This is a genomic window from Flavisphingomonas formosensis, assembly GCF_009755815.1.
Lineage (GTDB): Bacteria > Pseudomonadota > Alphaproteobacteria > Sphingomonadales > Sphingomonadaceae > Flavisphingomonas > Flavisphingomonas formosensis.
Genome location: NZ_WRPK01000004.1, coordinates 281,416 through 299,982 on the forward strand (window position 1 = coordinate 281,416; position 18,567 = coordinate 299,982).

Here is an 18,567-nt window from a genome sequence, read left to right on the forward strand (position 1 = left end):
CACGAATCCCGAGGGGCACGTTGACATCGTGATCCAGACGATCGCCTTCTATCTGTTCGCCACGCTGTTGATCGCGTCGGGCGCGCTGACCATCCTGGCGCGCAACCCCGTGCACAGCGTCCTGTGGCTGATCCTGGCCTTTTTCAACGCCGCAGGGCTCATGGTCTTGGTCGGCGCCGAATTCATCGCGATGCTGCTGGTCATCGTCTATGTAGGCGCCGTCGCGGTGTTGTTCCTGTTCGTCGTCATGATGCTGGACATCGACTTCGCCGAGCTGCGCGCCGGGCTTGCCCGCTACCTGCCGTTCGGCATGGTGCTGGCGCTGGTGCTGCTGTGCGAGATGGTGTTCGCCGTCGGCGCCTGGCGGGCGGGCGGCGTCGATCTCGGCCATCGTCTCGGCGCGACGCCGGCTGATGTGCCCAATATCGAAGCGATCGGTACGCTTCTCTACACGCGCTATCTCTACATCTTCGAAGGTGCGGGTCTCGTCCTGCTGGTCGCCATGATCGGCGCCATCGTGCTCACCCACCGCGCCCGCAGCGGCGTGCGGCCGCAGAATGTCGCCGCGCAGAACCGCCGCCGTCCGGAAGATGCGATCCGCAAGGTCAACCAGCCCGTCGGGCAGGGGGTGGAGCTATGATCGGCCTGCAGCATTACGTCACGGTCTCCGCCATTCTCTTCGTGCTGGGCGTGCTCGGCATCTTCCTGAACCGGAAGAACGTCATCATCATCCTGATGGCGATCGAGCTGATCCTGCTGAGCGTGAACATCAACCTCGTCGCCTTCTCGGCTTTCCTGCACGATCTGGTGGGGCAGGTGTTCGCAATGTTCGTGCTGACCGTGGCCGCCGGCGAGGCGGCGATCGGTCTCGCGATCCTCGTGATCTACTTCCGTGGCCGCGGCACTATCGCCGTCGACGACATCAACCGGATGAAGGGGTGATCATTCGGTGATCAAACTCATCGTATTCCTGCCGCTGCTCGCGGCGATCGTAGCCGGGCTCGGCAATCGCTCGATCGGCAACACCGCGGCGAAGCTCGTCACCACAGGCGCGCTGTTCGTCGCCTGCGCCCTTTCCTGGCCGATCTTCGTCGGTTTCCTGACGGGCTCGCGCGAGGCGTTCGTCGAGCCGGTGCTCACCTTCATCCGTTCGGGCGACCTCAATGTGGACTGGGCATTGCGCGTCGACGCGCTGACGGCAGTGATGCTCGTCGTGGTGACGACGGTATCGGCGCTCGTCCACCTGTATAGCTGGGGCTATATGGCGGAGGACGACAGCCAGCCGCGCTTCTTCGCCTATCTGTCGCTGTTCACCTTCGCGATGCTGATGCTGGTGACGTCGGACAATCTCGTCCAGATGTTCTTCGGCTGGGAAGGCGTGGGTCTCGCCTCCTATCTGCTCATCGGCTTCTGGTATTATAAGCCGAGCGCCAACGCCGCCGCGATCAAGGCCTTCGTGGTGAACCGCGTCGGCGATTTCGGCTTCTCGCTCGGCATCTTCGGCGTCTTCCTGGTGTTCGGCACCGTCTCGATCCCGGCGATCCTGGCGGCGGCGCCGGGCATGGCCGGATCGACGATCGGCTTCCTCGGCCACCGCGTCGACACGATGACCTTGCTCTGCCTGCTGCTGTTCATCGGCGCGATGGGCAAGTCGGCCCAGCTCGGCCTGCACACCTGGCTTCCCGACGCGATGGAAGGCCCGACTCCGGTGTCCGCGCTGATCCACGCCGCGACCATGGTCACCGCGGGCGTGTTCATGGTCTGCCGCCTGTCGCCTCTGTTCGAGACCAGCCACGTCGCGCTCGGCGTCGTCACCTTCATCGGCGCCGCGACCTGCCTGTTCGCCGCGACCGTTGGCACCGTGCAGAACGACATCAAGCGCGTGATTGCCTATTCGACCTGCTCGCAGCTCGGCTACATGTTCTTCGCGGCAGGCGTCGGCGCTTATGGCGCGGCGATGTTCCACCTGTTTACCCACGCCTTCTTCAAGGCGCTGCTGTTCCTCGGCGCGGGCAGCGTGATCCACGCGATGCACCATGAGCAGGACATGCGCTATTATGGCGCGCTCAGGAAACACATCCCTATCACCTTCTGGGCGATGACCGCTGGCACGCTGGCGATCACCGGGGTGGGTATCATCGACGTGTTCGGCTTCGCAGGCTTCTATTCGAAGGACGCGATTCTCGAGGCGGCCTATGCCTCCGGCGGCGGCGGGCGCATCGCATTCATCGTCGGTATCTTCGTCGCTCTGCTGACCAGCTTCTATTCCTGGCGCCTCGTGTTCCTGACTTTCTTCGGCAAGGCGCGGTGGGCGGGATCCGAGCATATCCAGCATGCAGTGCACGATGCGCACGGCCATGGTCACGATCATGGGCATGATCATGCCCATGCGCACGATGCTCATCATGATGCGCATCCGGACGCGGAAGGAGCGGGCAGCGAGCCGCATGCGCATGATCCGGGCGTCGAGCAGGTGAAGCATGGCACCGCCGGCTATCATCCGCACGAAAGCCCGTGGACGATGCTCGTGCCGCTCGGCGTGCTCACCCTCGGCGCGATCTTCGCCGGCTATATCTTCTCGCCTTACTTCGTCGGCGCGGAAACCGGCGGGGCCTTCTGGAAAGGCAGCATCGCGTTCAACGAGCATCTCATGCATGCGATGCATGGCGTGCCGCTGTGGGTGAAGTTGGCTCCGGCTGCCGTGATGCTGACCGGTCTCGCGATCGCCTGGTGGGGATATATCGCCGACACGGGCATGCCGGCTCGCTTCACGAGCACCTTCCAGCTCCTGTACAAGTTCCTCCTCAACAAGTGGTATTTCGACGAGCTCTATCATGCGGTGTTCGTCGTTCCCGCTTTCGCGATAGGCCGTTTCCTCTGGAAGCGCGGCGATCAGGGTACGATCGACCGGTTCGGTCCGGACGGCGCTGCCGCCCTGGTCTCGGCCGGCGGCGTGCTGACCCGCAAGCTCCAGTCCGGCTATGTCTACACTTATGCATTGGTGATGCTGCTCGGCCTCGCCGGTGCCGCGACCTGGGCGATGGCAAGCTAATCATGAACCAGCTCGGCTTTCCTGTTCTTTCGCTCATGCTCGCGGTGCCGTTCGCGGCTGCGATCGCCTGTCTCTTCTCCTCGGCGCAGACGGCGCGCTGGCTCGCCCTGGCGGCGACGCTGGTCGATCTGCTGCTCGGCATCCTGCTGTGGATCAATTACGATCTGGCGGGTCCCCAGTGGCAGTTCACCGAGCATGTCGATCTGTTCGGTCGCTTTGCCTGGGCGCTCGGCATAGACGGCATCGCCCTGATGCTGATCATGCTCTCCGTCTTCCTCATGCCGATCTGCATCGCGGCCTCGTGGGAGGCGATCCAGAAGCGCGTGCCCGAATATATGGCCGCCTTCCTGCTGATGGAGACGCTGATGATCGGCGTCTTCACCGCACAGGATCTGTTCCTGTTCTACATCATGTTCGAAGCCGGTCTGATCCCGATGTATCTGATCATCGGCATCTGGGGCGGCGCGCGCCGGATCTACGCCAGCTACAAATTCTTCCTCTACACGCTGCTTGGCTCCGTGCTGATGCTGGTGGCGATGCTGTGGATGGTCCGCGAAGCCGGCACGACCGATATCCCGACGCTGATGAACTATGATTTCCCGGTCCATGCGCAGACCTGGCTGTTCCTCGCCTTCTTCGCCAGCTTCGCGGTGAAGATGCCGATGTGGCCGGTGCACACCTGGCTGCCCGATGCGCACGTCGAGGCGCCGACGGCAGGCTCGGTGATCCTGGCCGGCGTGCTCCTGAAGATGGGCGGCTACGGCTTCATCCGCTTCTCGCTGCCGATGTTCCCGGAAGCCTCCGCGCAGCTGATGTGGCTGGTGTTCGGCCTGTCGATGGTCGCGGTCGTCTACACCAGCCTCGTCGCGCTGGTGCAGGAGGACATGAAGAAGCTGATCGCCTATTCGTCGGTGGCCCACATGGCCTTCGTCACGATCGGCCTGTTCGCCTTCAACCGGCAGGGCATCGAGGGCGGCCTGATGGTCATGCTCGGCCACGGCCTCGTCTCGGGCGCGCTCTTCCTGTGCGTCGGCGTGATCTACGACCGCCTGCACACCCGCGAGATCGCGCGCTACGGCGGCCTGTCGAACAACATGCCGAAATATGCGCTGTTCTTCCTACTCTTCACCATGGCCTCGGTCGGCCTGCCCGGCACCAGCAACTTCGTCGGCGAGTTCCTGAGCCTGGTCGGCGCCTATCACGCGTCGAGCTGGGTGGCGTTCGTGGCTACCACCGGCGTGATCCTCGGCGCGGCCTACATGCTCTATCTCTATCGCCGTGTGGCCTATGGCGAGGCGCCGAACGCGGAGGTTGCGTCGCTGCCCGATCTTTCGGCGCGCGAACTGGCGATCATGGTTCCGCTCGCGCTCTCCGTGCTGTGGATGGGCGTCTATCCCGAGAGCTTCCTGGCGCCGATGCGCCGCGACGTGGGCAGCCTGCTCGCCCGTATCGAACGTGCCAATCCGGGAGGCGACGCGAAGATCGCCTTCGGCCATCGGCCTGCTCCTGCCGCGCATGAGGGGGCGCACTGATGAACAGCCTGTCTTTCATGATGACGCTGCCGGAGGTGATCCTCGCCCTCGGTGCGCTCGCTCTCCTCATGGTTTCGGCCTATGCCGGCGACCGCGCCGCGTCCTTCGTGATCGGCGCCACCGTCGCGCTGTTCGTCGCAGCCGCCGTGTCGCTGATCGGGCCGGCCGGCAGCGGCGGGGTCGCCTTTGGCGGCCTCTACCGCGCGGACGGCTTCGCGGCCTTCGCCAAGCTGCTCATCTATATCGCGTCGGCGATCTCGGTGATCGCGGCCCATGGCTATTTCAGCCGGCTCGGCACGCTGCGCTGCGAATATCCGATCCTGATCCTGCTCTCCGCCACCGGCATGGGCATGATGGTGTCCGCGGCGGACCTGCTGACCCTTTATGTCGGCCTCGAGCTGCAGAGCCTTGCGGCCTATGTGCTGGCGAGCTTCCTGCGGCGCGACACGCGCGCGGCCGAAGCCGGCCTCAAATATTTCGTGCTCGGCGCGCTGGCGAGCGGCATCCTGCTCTACGGCATCTCGCTGCTCTACGGCTTCACCGGTACGACGAGCTTCGAGGGCATCGCCCACGCCCTGGCCGTGCCGCCGGCCTCGACGGGCATCGCCACGGCGCGGCTGTTCGGTCTGGTCTTCGTCTTCGTCGGTCTGGCCTTCAAGATCAGCGCGGTGCCGTTCCACATGTGGACGCCGGACGTCTATGAAGGCGCGCCGACGCCGGTCACCGCTTTCTTCGCCTCGGCGCCGAAGGTGGCCGCGATGGGCCTGCTGGTCCGCGTCGCGGTGAGCGCGCTCGGCACCGAGACGCACGCCTGGCAGCAGATCGTGATCTTCTCGGCGCTGGCCTCGACCATCCTCGGCGGCGTCGCGGCGATCGGTCAGAGCAACATCAAGCGGCTGCTCGCCTACAGCTCGATCAACAATGTCGGCTTCGCGCTGATCGGTCTGGCGGCCGGCACGGCGGACGGCGTCGCTGCGGTGATGACCTATATGACGGTCTATGTCGCCATGACGCTCGGCAGCTTCCTGTGCGTGCTGCAGATGCGCGATGCGGCGGGCAATCCGGTAGAGACCATCGCCAGCCTGTCGGGCCTGTCGCGGACGCGGCCAGGCCTCGCCGCCGCGCTCGCCATCTTCATGTTCAGCCTGGCGGGCATTCCGCCGCTGTTCGGCTTCTGGCCGAAGTTCCTGGTGTTCGATGCGGCCGTCGGCGCGCACCTCACCTGGCTGGCTGCGGTAGGCATCGCTACCTCGGTGATCGGCGCCTTCTATTATCTCAAGATCGTCAAGACGATGTATTTCGACGAGCCGGCTCCGGCCTATGCTCCGTCGCAGAGCGCGGTGGAAGGCGGCCTGATCGCCCTGACTGCGCTGTTCGTCTCGCCGCTCGGCTATTTCGCGATCCCGGCGCTGGGCGCGGCCAGCCTCGCCGCGGCCAAGGCGCTGTTCTAAGCCTCTGTCCGCTATCCGCACCGTCGCCGCCACGGCGTCCACCAACGACGATGTCGCTGCCCTCGCGAACGCGGGCGAGGCGGAGGGGCTGTGGCTGCGCGCCGAGACGCAGAGCGGAGGACGGGGCCGCCGGGGCCGCGTCTGGGTCTCGCCGGCGGGCAATCTTTACGCGAGTACCCTCGTTCGCCTGCGTTCCGGCGATCCGCCTGCACCGGGCCTCGCGCTGGTCGCGGCGGTGGCGCTGGAGCAGGTCGCCTCGGCCTATGCGGGTGCAGCGCGGATCGCCTTGAAATGGCCGAATGATCTTCTGCTGGACGGCGCCAAGCTGTCGGGCATCCTGCTCGAACGGCATGGCGATGCGATCGTGATCGGTTTCGGCGTCAATCTGGCCCATCATCCGGAAGGTCTGGACAGGCCCGCGATCAGCCTTGCCGCCGCAGGACTGATACCTTCACCCGATCCGGCGCTGTTCGTCGAAGATCTCGCCGCGAGCTTCTCCGCCTGGCTGTCGCGCTGGCGAGGGGAGGGGCTTGCTCCGATCCGTAACCGCTGGCTCGAGCGCGCGCACCCGGCGGGCACGCCGCTGGTCGCCCGGACGGCGGACGGGGCAGAGACCAAAGGGCTGTTCGGCGGGCTCGATGCCGATGGCGCGCTGCTGTTGCGGACTGGCGAGGGTACGCAGACGATCCATGCGGCCGACGTCTTCCTGCTCTGAGATGGCGTTTTCCTGCGGGTCCCCGATCTGCCATAGGTTGGGGCAGGTGGGTTCGAGTGGGTGTGCGAATAATCGCCTCGTGCCGCTGGCACGGACGGCAAAACGGGCTTAGGGGGGAGCCATGCTGCTCGCGATCGATGCAGGAAATACCAATGTCGTGTTCGCGCTCGTCGAGGACGGCACGATCCGCGCCCGCTGGCGCATCGCCACCGATGCACGCCGCACCGCCGATGAATATGCCGTCTGGCTGCATCAACTGCTGGCGCTCGAAGGGCATGACCGCTCCGTCGTGGAAGCGGTGATCATCGCCACCGTCGTTCCGCGCGCGCTCCACAATCTGGAGGTGCTGGCGAGCAAATATTTCGGCGTCGACGCGCTCGTCGCGGGTGTTCCACCGGTCGATTGGGGTATCGAGATCGACATGGTCGAGCCGCGCTCGGTCGGTGCCGACCGGCTGGTCAACGCGATCGCCGCGCACGCCAATCACGAGGGTGATCTCGTGATGATCGATTTCGGCACGGCGACGACCTTCGACGTCGTCGATTATCGCGGTTCCTACAAGGGCGGCATCATCGCGCCCGGCATCAATCTTTCGCTCGACGCGCTGGTCGGCGCGACCGCGAAGCTGCCGCGCATCGCCATCGAGGCGCCTACCAACAAGAGCGTGATCGGCCGCACCACAGAAGAAGGCATGCATGTCGGCATCTATTGGGGCTATGTGGCCCTGATCGAAGGACTCGTAGCGCGCCTGAAGGCCGAAATCGGCCGCCCGGTGAAAGTGATCGCGACGGGCGGGCTTGCGACATTGTTCGACAAGCATACATCTGTTTTCGACTTTATCGAGGGTGACCTCACCATCCAGGGGCTGTCGCTCCTCTACGATCGCACCAAGCGCTGACCGACGGCGCATCGCATATTTTCGCCGGACCGCATCGGTCGTCCGGCACGAACATTGGACTCTGAAAAATCGTGACAAAACCCGGAGACGAACTGCTCTTTCTCGCGCTCGGCGGATCGGGCGAGATCGGCATGAACGTCAATCTGTATGGAACGCAGGGCAAATGGGTGATGGTCGATCTCGGCCTCACCTTCGGCGATCCCAGCTATCCCGGCATCGATCTCGTTCTGCCGGATCTCGAATTCATCGAGCAGCGCGCCGGCGACCTGCTCGGCATCGTGCTGACCCATGGGCATGAGGATCATATCGGGGCGATCCCCTATCTCGCCGCCGATCTCGGCGTGCCGCTTTATGCGACGCCTTTCACCGCGGGCCTGATCCGCGGCAAGCTGGACGAGGAGGGGCTAGGCGACAAGGTGAAGCTCCACGTCGTCGACAATGAGGGCAGCTTCCGCCTCGGGCCGTTCGGCTTCACTTATGTGCCGCTCGCCCATTCGATTCCCGAGGGCAATGCGCTGCTGATCGAGACGCCATATGGACGCATCTTCCATACCGGGGACTGGAAGCTGGACGATGAGCCGCTGCTCGGCACGCCATCGACCGCGGCCGAGCTCGGTGCGATCGGCGACGAGGGCGTGCTGGCGCTGATTTGCGATTCCACCAATGTCTTCAACGAGGAGGCATCGGGATCGGAGGCGGCGGTGCGCGAGGGGCTGGACGGCGTCATCTCCTCGGCCCGGGGGCGCGTGCTCGTCACCACCTTCGCGTCCAATGCGGCGCGATTGCAGACGCTGGGCGAGGTCGCCCGCGATACCGGACGCAAGCTCTGCGTCGCGGGGCGATCGCTCGACAGGATCATCAAGGTTTCGAAAGCGGCCGGCTATCTCAGGGATTTCCCCGAGACGGTGGATGTCGATACGGCCATGCGGTTGCCGCCGCGCGAGGTGATGATCGTCGCGACAGGCGGGCAGGGCGAATGGCGAGCTGCCCTCTCGCGCATCGCCTTCGACAGCCATCCGATCAGGCTCTCCAAAGGCGATCTGGTGGTCTTCTCGTCCAAGCAGATTCCCGGCAACGAACTGGCGATCGGCCGCATCCAGAATGCGCTGGCGGCCAAGGACATCGCGATGATCACCGATCGCCAGGCGCATGTGCACGTCTCCGGCCATCCCGGACGGCCGGAGCTCGAGCTGATGTACCGCTGGATCCGGCCGGAGATCGTCGTGCCGGTACATGGCGAGATCCGCCACATGGCGGAGCAGGCGCGCTTTGCGGCGTCCAAGGGCGTCGGGCGCACCATCGTTCAGAAGAATGGCGATGTCGTCCGCCTCGCACCGGATGGGCCGGTCAAGGTCGGAGAGGAGCGGGTCGGCCGCCTGATCCTGGATGGCGACGTGATCCTGCCGGCTGACGGCGTGACGATGAACGAGCGGCGGAAGATCGCGAATCACGGGCTGATCTCGGTGACGGTCGCGCTGGATTCGAAAGGCAAGGTGCGTGGCGAGCCGGCGATCGGACTGCAGGGCGTGCCGGTAGAGGAGGATCGCGCCGATTTCCTCGAGGAAGCGCGCGAAGCGGCGGCTGAGGCGGCTGACGGCGGTCCGCGCGACGAGGCCAAGCTCCGCGAGGGCATCCGTCTTGCCGTCCGGCGTTGCGCGACTCAGTGGACGGGCAAAAAACCCGTGGTAGATGTCTCGCTGATCAGGATCTGACTCTCCCCATGCGACTCACTTCGATCAGCGCCATTTATTTCCTGTTTCTGGCCTTCAGTCTTTTCCTGGTCCTGCCGTTCAGCGCGCGCACGCATGACGAGGCCGGTGTCGATAAGACGCCAGGTCAGGCGGAAAGTGCGCCGGTGGAGTTTCGTGGGAGCAAAGTTGCGGTTCGCACGGTGATCGTAGCGACGATCCTCTTCGCGCTCTTCTATCTCAATTATGTTTACGGCTGGATCGGTACATCCGCGTTCGATTTTACGCCGAAGCGGCCGCCGGGAAGTTGACAGAAAAAGGCGGCGAAGCCGTGCCTCGCCGCCCGCTTTGCTTTCAGAGGTCAGCTGAAGATTAGCTGGCCTTCTTCATGTTGTTCGTGACGTTGTTGAACGTCGTCGAGAGCTGGGTGCCAAGGCTGCTCATCGCGGTGATCGCGGCAACGGCGATGAGGGCGGCAATCAGGCCATACTCGATCGCGGTGGCGCCCTTGGTGTCCTTCATCATCTTGCGAACGAACTGCATAACCGGTCTCCGTGGTTCCAAACTTCAGATCAACATTTCCCCGCTGGCCCCCCTGAGCGGGTCAGCACGAGTTGACTAAGCTATGTCCGGTAAACAAAAGATTAGGGGATTAACGGCGATTTTGAGGAAAGAGGGTTAACGAAATCCGAAATCGAATCCGGATCAGTTGGCTTGCGACACCTTGTCGGAAACATTGTTCCACATGCCGATGGTAACGCTGGCGAGATTAAAGAGGGCGACCATCATCACGATCACCACGAGTGCGACGATGAATCCATATTCGATGGCGGTGCCGCCCTTGATGTCATTGAAAAGCTTGCCGATCGGACGTTTCATGCCGCATCCCCTGGAGCCGGCACCCGATCCGGCGCGTGATGTTAGGCAAGGGGTGGTTAAGGAAACTTTATGATTGTCGGTTCCGTCCCTTCGTCTCACCGTCCGCCGCTTCTGGTCACCGCTGCGGCGCTGATCGATGTGGATGGCCGCGTCCTCGTGCAGCGGCGGCCCGACGGCAAATCCATGGCCGGACTGTGGGAATTTCCGGGTGGCAAGGTAGAGCCGGAGGAAACGCCGGAGGCGTGCCTCGTCCGCGAACTGCACGAGGAACTCGGCATTGACACCGAGACTGCCTGCCTCGCACCCGCGGCCTTTGCGAGCGAACCGCTCGGCGAGCGCCACCTGATCCTGTTGCTGTACATTTGCCGCAAATGGCGCGGTGTTCCACGCCCTATGGAGTCTAGCGGGCTCAAATGGGTGCTGCCGCTGGAATTGCATGCATTGCCGATGCCGCCGGCAGACAAGCCGTTGATCGGCCTGCTGGACGCCTTGCTCTAAGTTTTTGTGACCGCAGCCTTTTGCGGGAAACCCGGTTTCCGCTTTTTGGCCACGCTTTAGGATTTGCGTAGCGCTTCCGCGAGGGAGCGGACCGCGCTGCCGCGCCTGGCCGGTTGGGGCTGGCTGGGTGCGGGGCTCCAGCCGGTGAGATAGAGAATCTCGATCCGTTCGCGGGTCTTGCCGTCAGGCTCCGCCGCTTCGGCAAATGCCTGCAGCGCCGCGCCGATCTGCGGCCGGGTCAGCCCCACATGCGATCGGCCGCACAGGATGTTGGTTGCACCCGCGGCGCGCAAATCGGCAGCGAGCCGCAGCAGACCGGGATAGCGTATGTCGAGGCGCTCCGAGTCGGCAACGGGCAGCGCGAAGCCGGCACGCGCCAGCAGATCGCCGGCGGCACGCACCTCAATCTGTGGGTGGATGCGTGGCGCGGCCGAGCCGTGGACCATGTCGCCCGCCAGCATCGCTGCGCGCAACTGCGGTAGGCTGCCAGCGCCAACGAAAGCGCCGAGGAACAGCCCGTCGGGCTTCAGCGCCCGCCGGATCAAGGTCAGCGCTCCCGGCAGATCGTTGACGCTGTCAAGCACGCCGGCCGAGAGAATGAGATCGAAACTGCCATCGGCGAAGGGCAGACGATCCTCGTCGCACTGCACGCCGCCGGCCATTTTCGCGAAAGCGAAGCCGGCGTCGGCAGAGACGACCTTCACGCCCCGCGCGCGCAATTCCACGCCGAGCGCGCCGTCGAAGCAGCCGAGATCGAGCGCCAGGGAAAAACTCCGCGTCACGCTGGACAACCTGTCCAGCAGGCCCTCGATCATTTGCGCCCGCAGAAAGTCCTGTTCGGCAAAATCCGGCGCGGCGCGATCGCGGCGCAGGCGGCGCGCGGCACGATCGAAAATTTCGGTCTCGCTCATCAGCGGGCTTGTGCGCCGCCGGAGCGCACGAGACAAGGCGGGCAATGGGAGCGTGGGCAGCATATCTGAAAAGCGGCATCGGACAGGTGATCGCGTTCGCTCTCCCGCCGCGCTGTCCGGGCTGCGGCGCAGTGACGGGCGAAGATCACAGCTTCTGTGCCGACTGCTGGCAGCAACTCGATTTCCTCGGCGATCCGGCTTGCGCGGCCTGCGGCGATCCCTTTGCGCTCGATCGGGGGCCGGATGCGCTGTGCGGAGCCTGTCTGGCCGATAGACCGGCCTTCGATCGAGCGCGCGGCGCGGTCGCCTATGGCGAGATCGCACGCAAGGTCGCGCTGCGGCTCAAATATGGAGGACGGCCGGCGCTCGCCGAAACGATCGCGCGTGCGATCGCCCGGCTGGCGGATGAGGAGCAGGATGCCCTGATCGTGCCGATCCCCTTGCATCGCTGGCGCATCTGGCGGCGGGGCTATAATCAGGCTGCGCTGATCGCCACCGCTCTGGGACGGAGAACGGGCATACCGGTCGAACTGGACCTCGTCCGTCGTGTAAAGGCTACTCCGGTGCTGCGCGCCATGGGCCCAGCGGCGCGCGCCAAGGCGTTGCGCGGCGCATTTCGCGTGACCGGGCGACATCGCGCGATGGTGAAAGGTCGTGCCATCCTGTTGGTCGACGACGTCTACACCACCGGTGCGACGGGCAATGCCTGTGCACGTGCGCTGAAGAAGGCGGGAGCGGCGCGCGTCCGGCTGGTTTGTTGGGCTCGCGTGGTGCGCGACGAGGCCGAGCGACATTGACAAATGGTGGTGGGGACAACACTTCGGTAACCGACCAGACGGAACGTGAAAAATGGCCAAAGTAGAGATCTATACCAAGATGCTGTGCCCTTATTGCGCTCGGGCGATGAAGCTGCTGCGCGCAAAGGGGGTGGAGATAGAGGAATTCGATATCACCATGGGCGGGCCGAAGCGGGCAGAGATGCTCGGGCGCTCCAATGGGCGGACCACGGTGCCGCAGATATTCATCGATGGCGTCCATGTCGGGGGATCGGACGACCTTGCTGCTCTGGAGGCTGCAGGCAAGCTCGACCCCATGCTCGCCTGATGGCCTGAGACCATGCGCGCAGCTCTGTTTCAAAGCCGCACCGGCATCGACCCGGTGGCCAACGCGCTCAATCTCCGGGAGGCGATCACCGCTGCGGCGGGAGAGGGGGCGGACATGCTGTTCACTCCCGAGATGAGCGGCCTGCTCGACCGGGATCGCAAGCGCGCCGGGATGCGGATCGTCCGCGAGGAAGACGACATGGTGCTGGCCGAGGTGCGTGAGAGCGCCGCCAAGGCCGGCATCTGGGTGCAACTGGGGTCGCTTGCTCTGCGCAGCGAGGAAGATCCCGACCGCATGGTCAATCGTGGTTTCCTGATCGACGACACCGGTGCGCTGCGCGCGCGTTATGACAAGATGCACCTGTTCGACGTCGATCTTGCCACGGGAGAGAGCTGGCGCGAGTCCGCGGCCTATGTCGCCGGGCGCCGAGCCGTCGTCGCGGATACGCCATGGGGTAAGCTCGGCCTTTCGATCTGCTACGACCTGCGCTTTCCGGCGCTCTACGCGGCGCTGACCAATGCGGGCGCGCAGATCATAGCCATTCCTGCCGCCTTCACCGTGCCGACCGGCATAGCGCATTGGCACGTGCTGCTCCGCGCGCGCGCGATCGAAGCCGGCGTGTTCGTCATCGCCGCCGCGCAATGCGGGCGCCACGAGGATGGGCGCGAAACCTATGGACGATCGATGGTGATCGATCCGTGGGGGGACGTGCTGCTCGAACTGGGATCGGAGCCCGGCGTCGGAATCGCGGATATCGAGATCGAGCGGATCGCGCAGGTTCGCGAACGCGTGCCGGCGCTGCTGCATCGCCGCCCGATCCCCGATCCGGACGTCGTGCCATGATCGTCTTCGATCTGCGCTGCCCGGCCGAACATGTGTTCGAGATCTGGTTCGGATCAACCGACGATTATGAGAAACAGAAGGCGCGTGGCCTGGTGCAATGCCCATTCTGCGGATCGGCGGAGGTCGAGAAGGCGGTGATGGCGCCACGCGTCGGGCCGAAGGGAAACCAGCTGTCCGAAACGCCGCGGCAGGCCATGGTCGCATCCCCGCCCCAGCCGCCGATCGCGCCCGAGGCGCTCAAGGCCATGCTTCAGGCCGCCGCCGAAGCGCAAAGCAGGATGCTGGAGAAGATGGATTATGTCGGTGACCGCTTCGCCCGGGAAGCGCGCGACATCCACCTCGGCGACAGCGAACAACGGCCAATCTATGGCCAGGCTTCGCCGACGGAGGTGAAATCGCTGATCGAGGACGGCATCGACGTGTCGCCTTTGCCTTTTCCGGTCAGGCCTCCGGGAATGGACAATTGATGGCGCACCACATGGTGTGATTGGGTCACGACATGCGCCTTTTGCAATCAATTCGCGTTGACCGGGTAGGGACGGAACCTTACCCGGTCCAGGTTGCCCCCGTAGCTCAGTTGGACAGAGCAACGGTTTCCTAAACCGCAGGTCGGGTGTTCGAGTCACCCCGGGGGCACCATCTTATAAGGGCAAAATGGCTGGAGAGTGAATGCATGGCCGATATCTACGAAGAAGAAGACGGCAAGATCCCCGTACCAGCTGACGTCGAAGAAGCCATCAAGACGCTGATCCGCTGGGCCGGCGACGATCCAAGCCGCGAAGGACTGATGGACACGCCAAAGCGCGTCGCACGCGCCTGGAAGGAATATTGCGGGGGGTATGAAGCAGATCCGTCGCACCATCTTAGCCGCACCTTCGAGGAAGTGGGCGGTTATGACGAGATCGTCCTGCTGCGCGATATTCCGTTCCAGTCCCATTGTGAACACCATATGGCGCCGATCATCGGCAAGGCGGCCATCGCCTATCTGCCCAAGAACCGCGTCGTGGGCATCTCCAAGCTGGCCCGCGTGTTGCAGGGCTTTGCCCGCCGCTTGCAGGTGCAGGAGCGGCTGACCGCGGAGGTGGCGGATTGCATCTGGGAAAATCTCCACCCGCAGGGCGTCGCCGTGGTCATCGAGGCCAGTCACAGCTGCATGACGGCGCGAGGCGTGCGCACGCCGGGCGTCGGCATGACGACCAGCCGGATGATGGGCGTGTTCCGCGACGATGAACGCAGCCGCAAGGAAGTGCTTAGCCTGATGGGCTATTGAGCCGGCGGGCTACCGTCGCGTTGCTTCCGACGAGAACGGCGTCGCCCTATCGCACGCCGTTCACGCGCACCTGATCTAGCCGGGGTGGATGCCGGGCAGGCCTGGACGTGATATCCAACAGCGGCTCCTCCCGGCGAGTGCAGCGCCGACGAGCGCCGTCACCATGCGAATCAGCTTCAGCAGTCCGGCGGTGATCGACGCTCACAGCGTCATCGAGCGCGAGCCGGCGTTTGGAAATTTTGCTGCGAGGTGGCCGAGTCAGGCGCGCGGCGGTCGCAACCTCGGCGCCGACGCCATAAAAAAGGGCCGCACGGAAAATCCGGCGGCCCTTCTTTTCCCATGATGTCGGGAAAGGCTGCGTCAGGACGCGGCCTCCTCCTCGCCAGCCGGCTCGGCCACGGCGATCTCACCGGGCTCCGCATTGGGATCATAGTCTTCGGTGAAGCCGGATTCGTCACGCTCGAACATCGAGGCCATCACGTCGACGCCCTGCGCCTGTAGCTCGGCTTCTTCCGGCGAGCGGGCGACGTTGACCTTCACCGTCACCGAAACCTCGGCGTGGAGGGCCACCTTCACCTCATGGACGCCGATCGCCTTGATCGGACGGCCGAGCACGATCGCCGATTTGGCGACCTTGTGGCCATCCGCGTTCAGCGCCTCGGCGAGATCGCGCGCGGACACCGAGCCGTAGAGCTGGCCGGTGTTCGACGCCTGGCGGATCAGCGTGATGGAGATGCCGTCGAGCGTCTTCGCCTCGGTCTGGGCCGACTCGCGGCGGGCAGCGTTCTCGGCCTCGATCTGCGCGCGGTTGGCTTCGAAGATCTTCTTGTTCGCCTCGTTGGCGCGCAGGGCCTTCTTGCGCGGCAGGAGGTAGTTGCGGGCGAAACCGGCCTTCACGGAGACCACGTCGCCGATGCTGCCGAGCTTTTCGACTCGTTCGAGCAGGATCACGTCCATGTGCGTGCCCTCCTTATTTCACGATGTAGGGAAGCAGCCCGATATGACGGGCGCGCTTGATCGCCTGGGCGAGCTCGCGCTGCTTCTTGGCGGAAACCGCGGTGATGCGGCTGGGGACGATCTTGCCGCGCTCGGACACGAAGCCTTGCAGCAGACGGACGTCCTTATAGTCGATCTTCGGCGCATCCTTGGCGGCGAAGGGGCAGCTCTTGCGGCGGCGGAAAAATGGGCGGGCCATGAATGTTACTCCTTACGCCGCTTCGAAGTTGCGATCGTCGCGCTCACGGCGCTCGCCACGGCCACCACGATCACCCCGCTCGCCGTCGCGGCCGCCACGGCCACCACGCTCGCGGTCACGATCGCCACGACGCATCATCGCGGACGGGCCTGCTTCATGCTCGTCGACGCGGATCGTCATGTAGCGGATCACGTCTTCGTTGATCGCGGTCTGGCGCTCCAGCTCGGCGACGACGGCGGCGGGCGCGTCGATCTCCAGCAGCACATAGTGCGCCTTGCGGTTCTTCTTGATGCGATAGGCGAGGCTGCGCAGGCCCCAGGTCTCGGTCTTCACGACCTTGCCCTGTCCTTCCTCGACGATCTTGGTGGCGGTTTCTGCCAGCGCGTCGACCTGAGCCTGTGCCAGATCCTGACGCGCGAGAAACACATGCTCGTAAAGAGCCATGCTCGCTTGTCCTTCTTTCCTGCCGATCGCTGACGTAGCCCCATGCTACGCCCCTCCGGCCTTCGTCTTTACCGGCGCTCACGCCGGAAAGCGGGGCTCATGGAGGAAAGCGGTTGAAAAGGCAAGGGGCGGGGCCGATCCGCCGTTCTCGCCCGCGCAATGCCGACATCGCATATCGATAGGGCCAGAATGCGGCAGCCGCCCGCCGACCGGCAACGCCACGCCGTGGCAGCGGGGCGCATCCTGGCTATGCTCTGCCCCGGAGAGACGGACGGCGATCGCAGAGGAGAGGATGATGGCCAACATGCTGATCAAGGGCGGGACCGTGATTGACGGTACGGGGGCGCCCGCGTTCGCCGCCGACGTGCGCGTGCGCGATGGTGCGATCGTGGAGATAGGAGCGGCGCTTTCGCCCGATGGCGACGCGCTGTTCGATGCGGCAGGCTGTTACGTATCGCCCGGCTTCATCGAAAGCCACACCCATTATGACGCGACCATGTGGTGGCAGCCGGATCTGGATCCGCTGCCGGGCTATGGAGCGACGACCATCGTCACCGGCAATTGCGGCTTCAGCGCCGCGCCGCTCTCCGACGAGGAAGCCGCGCGCATGGAGATGATCAAGATCTTCGCCTTCTTCGAAGACATCCCGCTCGGGCCGTTCCTCCAGAATGTGCCGTGGGACTGGCGGAGCTGGCCGGAATATCGCCGGTCGGTGGAGGCCAACATCAAGCTGCCGACCAATTACGGCATGTTCGTCGGCCATCTCGCCATCCGCCTCGCGGCGATGGGTCTCGATGCCTGGACGCGCGTCGCGACGCCGGCCGAGATCGAGGCGATGGCGAGGATGCTGGACGATGCGCTTTCCGCCGGCGCGCTCGGCCTTTCGGACAATCTGCACGATCATGACGGCGATAATCGTCCCGTGCCGACTCTGATCGCCGACGATGCCGAGTTCGAGGCGCTGCTCGCCGTGCTGGAGAAGCATGCGCCGGCCACCTATCAGGTGATCGTCGACACCTCGATGCGGCAGACCGGGCCGGAGATGCTGGAGCGACTGGCGCGGCTCACCAAGGGGCGCAAGCTGCGCATGCAGATCGCCGGCGCGATCCCGACCCTCGAATATCAGCGGCCCTTCGTCGACCGGATGGACGGCACGGTGAACCGGATGCGAGCCGAGGGCTATGACGTGTGGCCGGGTTATGCGCATGTGCCGCCGACGGTGACCGCCAGCCTCTACAAGTCGCTGCTCTTCGCCCAGTCCAACGACTATGTCTGGCACGAGGTGGTCTGCGCCGAGGGCGAGGAAGCGAAGGAGCAGATCCTGCGCGATCCCGAATGGCGAGCCCGCGCGCGCGACAGCTGGGACAACAAGGCCTGGAAGCATTCGCCATTCGGCAATCCCGCAATCCTGATCCTCACCAATCCGGACAAGGGCGACGGGCCGGTCGACATCAGCGTGAAGGACCATGCCGACAGCCTCGGCATCCATCCTTCCGATGCGCTGGCCGACTGGTTCCTGAAGAACGGCACCATGTCCACGGTCGACATGGTGCCGATGGCCAAGGACGAGGACCTCACCGTCCGCCTGATGCTGGAGGAGAAGACGGTCGGCAACATCTCGGACGCCGGCGCGCATCTCCAGATGCTGTGCGGTGGTGGCGAGAATGTCATGCTGCTCACCAAATATGCACGCGACGACAAGCGTATCTCGCTGGAACATGCCGTGCACATGCAGACCGGCAAGCTCTCGCACTTCTTCGGCCTGGCCGATCGCGGGGAGATAAAGGTCGGCAAGCGGGCGGATATCGCGGTGTGGAATCTCGACGAGATCGAGGTTCGCAAGCGTGAGAAGCGTTACGACGTGCCGGACGGCAAGGGCGGCATCACCTGGCGCTTCACCCGCGAGGCGGCGCCGATGCGGCTGACCCTTGTCAACGGCGTGCCGACCTTCGAGAATGGTGCTTATACCGGTGCGAAGCCCGGCGAGTTCCTGGCGCCGGAGATGGAGAAAGCGCTCTATTCAGAGGCCGCCGAATAAACGCAGATCGTCGGGTGTCCGGCACCCGACGGCTTTCGGAGGGGGCCTC

At 64.6% G+C, this 18,567-nt stretch carries 23 protein-coding genes and 1 tRNA gene; 18 read left to right on the forward strand and 6 right to left on the reverse strand.

All coding sequences use genetic code 11. The features are described from left to right. The first annotated feature begins 28 nt into the window (after positions 1 to 28). From GQY20_RS13345 to GQY20_RS13385, 9 genes are all read left to right on the forward strand, one after another. Positions 29 to 640 (forward strand): NADH-quinone oxidoreductase subunit J, encoded by a 612-nt coding sequence (locus GQY20_RS13345; protein WP_157217586.1) that lies wholly within the window; start codon positions 29 to 31, stop codon positions 638 to 640. Beyond that, entirely contained in the window at positions 637 to 942 is a 306-nt protein-coding gene (gene nuoK, locus GQY20_RS13350) for an NADH-quinone oxidoreductase subunit NuoK (RefSeq protein ID WP_157217587.1), read from the forward strand. Before GQY20_RS13345 ends, nuoK begins: the two co-directional genes overlap by 4 nt. A 7-nt stretch (positions 943 to 949) precedes the next feature. After that, entirely contained in the window at positions 950 to 3,052 is a 2,103-nt protein-coding gene (nuoL, locus tag GQY20_RS13355) for an NADH-quinone oxidoreductase subunit L (protein WP_157217588.1), read from the forward strand. Positions 3,053 to 3,054: 2 nt separating this feature from the next. Next, the gene (locus GQY20_RS13360; RefSeq protein ID WP_157217589.1) at positions 3,055 to 4,584 is read left to right on the forward strand and encodes an NADH-quinone oxidoreductase subunit M; all 1,530 of its coding nucleotides are present in this window, start codon (positions 3,055 to 3,057) and stop codon (positions 4,582 to 4,584) included. Further along, positions 4,584 to 6,035, forward strand: coding sequence for an NADH-quinone oxidoreductase subunit NuoN (gene nuoN / locus GQY20_RS13365; RefSeq protein ID WP_157217590.1), 1,452 nt, complete (start codon positions 4,584 to 4,586; stop codon positions 6,033 to 6,035). The genes GQY20_RS13360 and nuoN overlap by 1 nt, the downstream gene beginning before the upstream one ends. A 13-nt stretch (positions 6,036 to 6,048) precedes the next feature. Next, a complete protein-coding gene (locus tag GQY20_RS13370) occupies positions 6,049 to 6,750 on the forward strand; it encodes a biotin--[acetyl-CoA-carboxylase] ligase (protein WP_157217850.1) in 702 nt (233 codons plus the stop codon). 121 nt (positions 6,751 to 6,871) lie between these two features. Further along, positions 6,872 to 7,648, forward strand: coding sequence for a type III pantothenate kinase (locus tag GQY20_RS13375; protein WP_157217591.1), 777 nt, complete (start codon positions 6,872 to 6,874; stop codon positions 7,646 to 7,648). Between the two features lie 131 nt (positions 7,649 to 7,779). After that, positions 7,780 to 9,360: a ribonuclease J gene (locus GQY20_RS13380; protein ID WP_157217851.1), complete on the forward strand. Its 1,581-nt coding sequence runs from the start codon at positions 7,780 to 7,782 to the stop codon at positions 9,358 to 9,360. Between the two features lie 8 nt (positions 9,361 to 9,368). After that, on the forward strand, positions 9,369 to 9,647 hold the full coding sequence (locus GQY20_RS13385) for a DUF1467 family protein (RefSeq protein ID WP_157217592.1): 279 nt from the start codon (positions 9,369 to 9,371) through the stop codon (positions 9,645 to 9,647). A gap of 61 nt (positions 9,648 to 9,708) precedes the next feature. On the opposite strand, the gene GQY20_RS13390 is transcribed toward GQY20_RS13385, so the two are convergent. After that, complete coding sequence (locus GQY20_RS13390) at positions 9,709 to 9,879, reverse strand: Flp family type IVb pilin (RefSeq protein WP_157217593.1); 171 nt, start codon at positions 9,877 to 9,879, stop codon at positions 9,709 to 9,711. Positions 9,880 to 10,041: 162 nt separating this feature from the next. Then, positions 10,042 to 10,215 (reverse strand): Flp family type IVb pilin, encoded by a 174-nt coding sequence (locus GQY20_RS13395; protein ID WP_157217594.1) that lies wholly within the window; start codon positions 10,213 to 10,215, stop codon positions 10,042 to 10,044. Between the two features lie 69 nt (positions 10,216 to 10,284). Here GQY20_RS13395 and GQY20_RS13400 point away from each other — a divergent pair, with 69 nt between their 5' ends. Continuing rightward, entirely contained in the window at positions 10,285 to 10,713 is a 429-nt protein-coding gene (locus GQY20_RS13400; protein ID WP_157217595.1) for a (deoxy)nucleoside triphosphate pyrophosphohydrolase, read from the forward strand. A 56-nt stretch (positions 10,714 to 10,769) separates the two neighbouring features. Here GQY20_RS13400 and GQY20_RS13405 read toward each other — a convergent pair whose 3' ends face one another. Further along, entirely contained in the window at positions 10,770 to 11,624 is an 855-nt protein-coding gene (locus GQY20_RS13405; protein ID WP_198350950.1) for a methyltransferase domain-containing protein, read from the reverse strand. 44 nt (positions 11,625 to 11,668) lie between these two features. On the opposite strand from GQY20_RS13405, the gene GQY20_RS13410 reads away from it, so the two are divergent. The 7 genes from GQY20_RS13410 (at position 11,669) to GQY20_RS13440 (ending at position 15,184) form a co-directional block, all read left to right on the forward strand. Next, entirely contained in the window at positions 11,669 to 12,421 is a 753-nt protein-coding gene (locus tag GQY20_RS13410; protein WP_157217596.1) for a ComF family protein, read from the forward strand. 52 nt (positions 12,422 to 12,473) lie between these two features. Beyond that, complete coding sequence (gene grxC / locus GQY20_RS13415) at positions 12,474 to 12,728, forward strand: glutaredoxin 3 (protein ID WP_157217597.1); 255 nt, start codon at positions 12,474 to 12,476, stop codon at positions 12,726 to 12,728. A gap of 12 nt (positions 12,729 to 12,740) precedes the next feature. Continuing rightward, the gene (locus GQY20_RS13420; RefSeq protein ID WP_157217598.1) at positions 12,741 to 13,571 is read left to right on the forward strand and encodes a carbon-nitrogen hydrolase family protein; all 831 of its coding nucleotides are present in this window, start codon (positions 12,741 to 12,743) and stop codon (positions 13,569 to 13,571) included. Further along, entirely contained in the window at positions 13,568 to 14,038 is a 471-nt protein-coding gene (locus GQY20_RS13425; protein WP_157217599.1) for a DUF1178 family protein, read from the forward strand. The genes GQY20_RS13420 and GQY20_RS13425 overlap by 4 nt, the downstream gene beginning before the upstream one ends. Positions 14,039 to 14,133: 95 nt before the next feature. Then, positions 14,134 to 14,210 (forward strand) — tRNA-Arg (locus tag GQY20_RS13430). 34 nt (positions 14,211 to 14,244) lie between these two features. Then, the gene (gene folE / locus GQY20_RS13435; protein WP_157217600.1) at positions 14,245 to 14,841 is read left to right on the forward strand and encodes a GTP cyclohydrolase I FolE; all 597 of its coding nucleotides are present in this window, start codon (positions 14,245 to 14,247) and stop codon (positions 14,839 to 14,841) included. A gap of 163 nt (positions 14,842 to 15,004) precedes the next feature. After that, the gene (locus GQY20_RS13440; RefSeq protein ID WP_157217601.1) at positions 15,005 to 15,184 is read left to right on the forward strand and encodes a hypothetical protein; all 180 of its coding nucleotides are present in this window, start codon (positions 15,005 to 15,007) and stop codon (positions 15,182 to 15,184) included. A 17-nt stretch (positions 15,185 to 15,201) separates the two neighbouring features. Here the strand turns inward: GQY20_RS13440 and rplI are convergent, their stop codons facing one another. Genes rplI through rpsF form a run of 3 tightly spaced genes read right to left on the reverse strand, consistent with a single transcriptional unit; the run spans position 15,202 to position 16,480 of the window. After that, the gene (rplI, locus tag GQY20_RS13445) at positions 15,202 to 15,798 is read right to left on the reverse strand and encodes a 50S ribosomal protein L9 (protein WP_157217602.1); all 597 of its coding nucleotides are present in this window, start codon (positions 15,796 to 15,798) and stop codon (positions 15,202 to 15,204) included. 13 nt (positions 15,799 to 15,811) lie between these two features. Continuing rightward, positions 15,812 to 16,036, reverse strand: coding sequence for a 30S ribosomal protein S18 (gene rpsR / locus GQY20_RS13450; protein ID WP_157217603.1), 225 nt, complete (start codon positions 16,034 to 16,036; stop codon positions 15,812 to 15,814). A gap of 12 nt (positions 16,037 to 16,048) precedes the next feature. Further along, positions 16,049 to 16,480: a 30S ribosomal protein S6 gene (rpsF, locus tag GQY20_RS13455; protein WP_157217604.1), complete on the reverse strand. Its 432-nt coding sequence runs from the start codon at positions 16,478 to 16,480 to the stop codon at positions 16,049 to 16,051. A gap of 295 nt (positions 16,481 to 16,775) precedes the next feature. Here rpsF and GQY20_RS13460 point away from each other — a divergent pair, with 295 nt between their 5' ends. Then, positions 16,776 to 18,518 (forward strand): N-acyl-D-amino-acid deacylase family protein, encoded by a 1,743-nt coding sequence (locus tag GQY20_RS13460; protein WP_157217853.1) that lies wholly within the window; start codon positions 16,776 to 16,778, stop codon positions 18,516 to 18,518. The last annotated feature ends 49 nt before the right edge of the window (positions 18,519 to 18,567 follow it).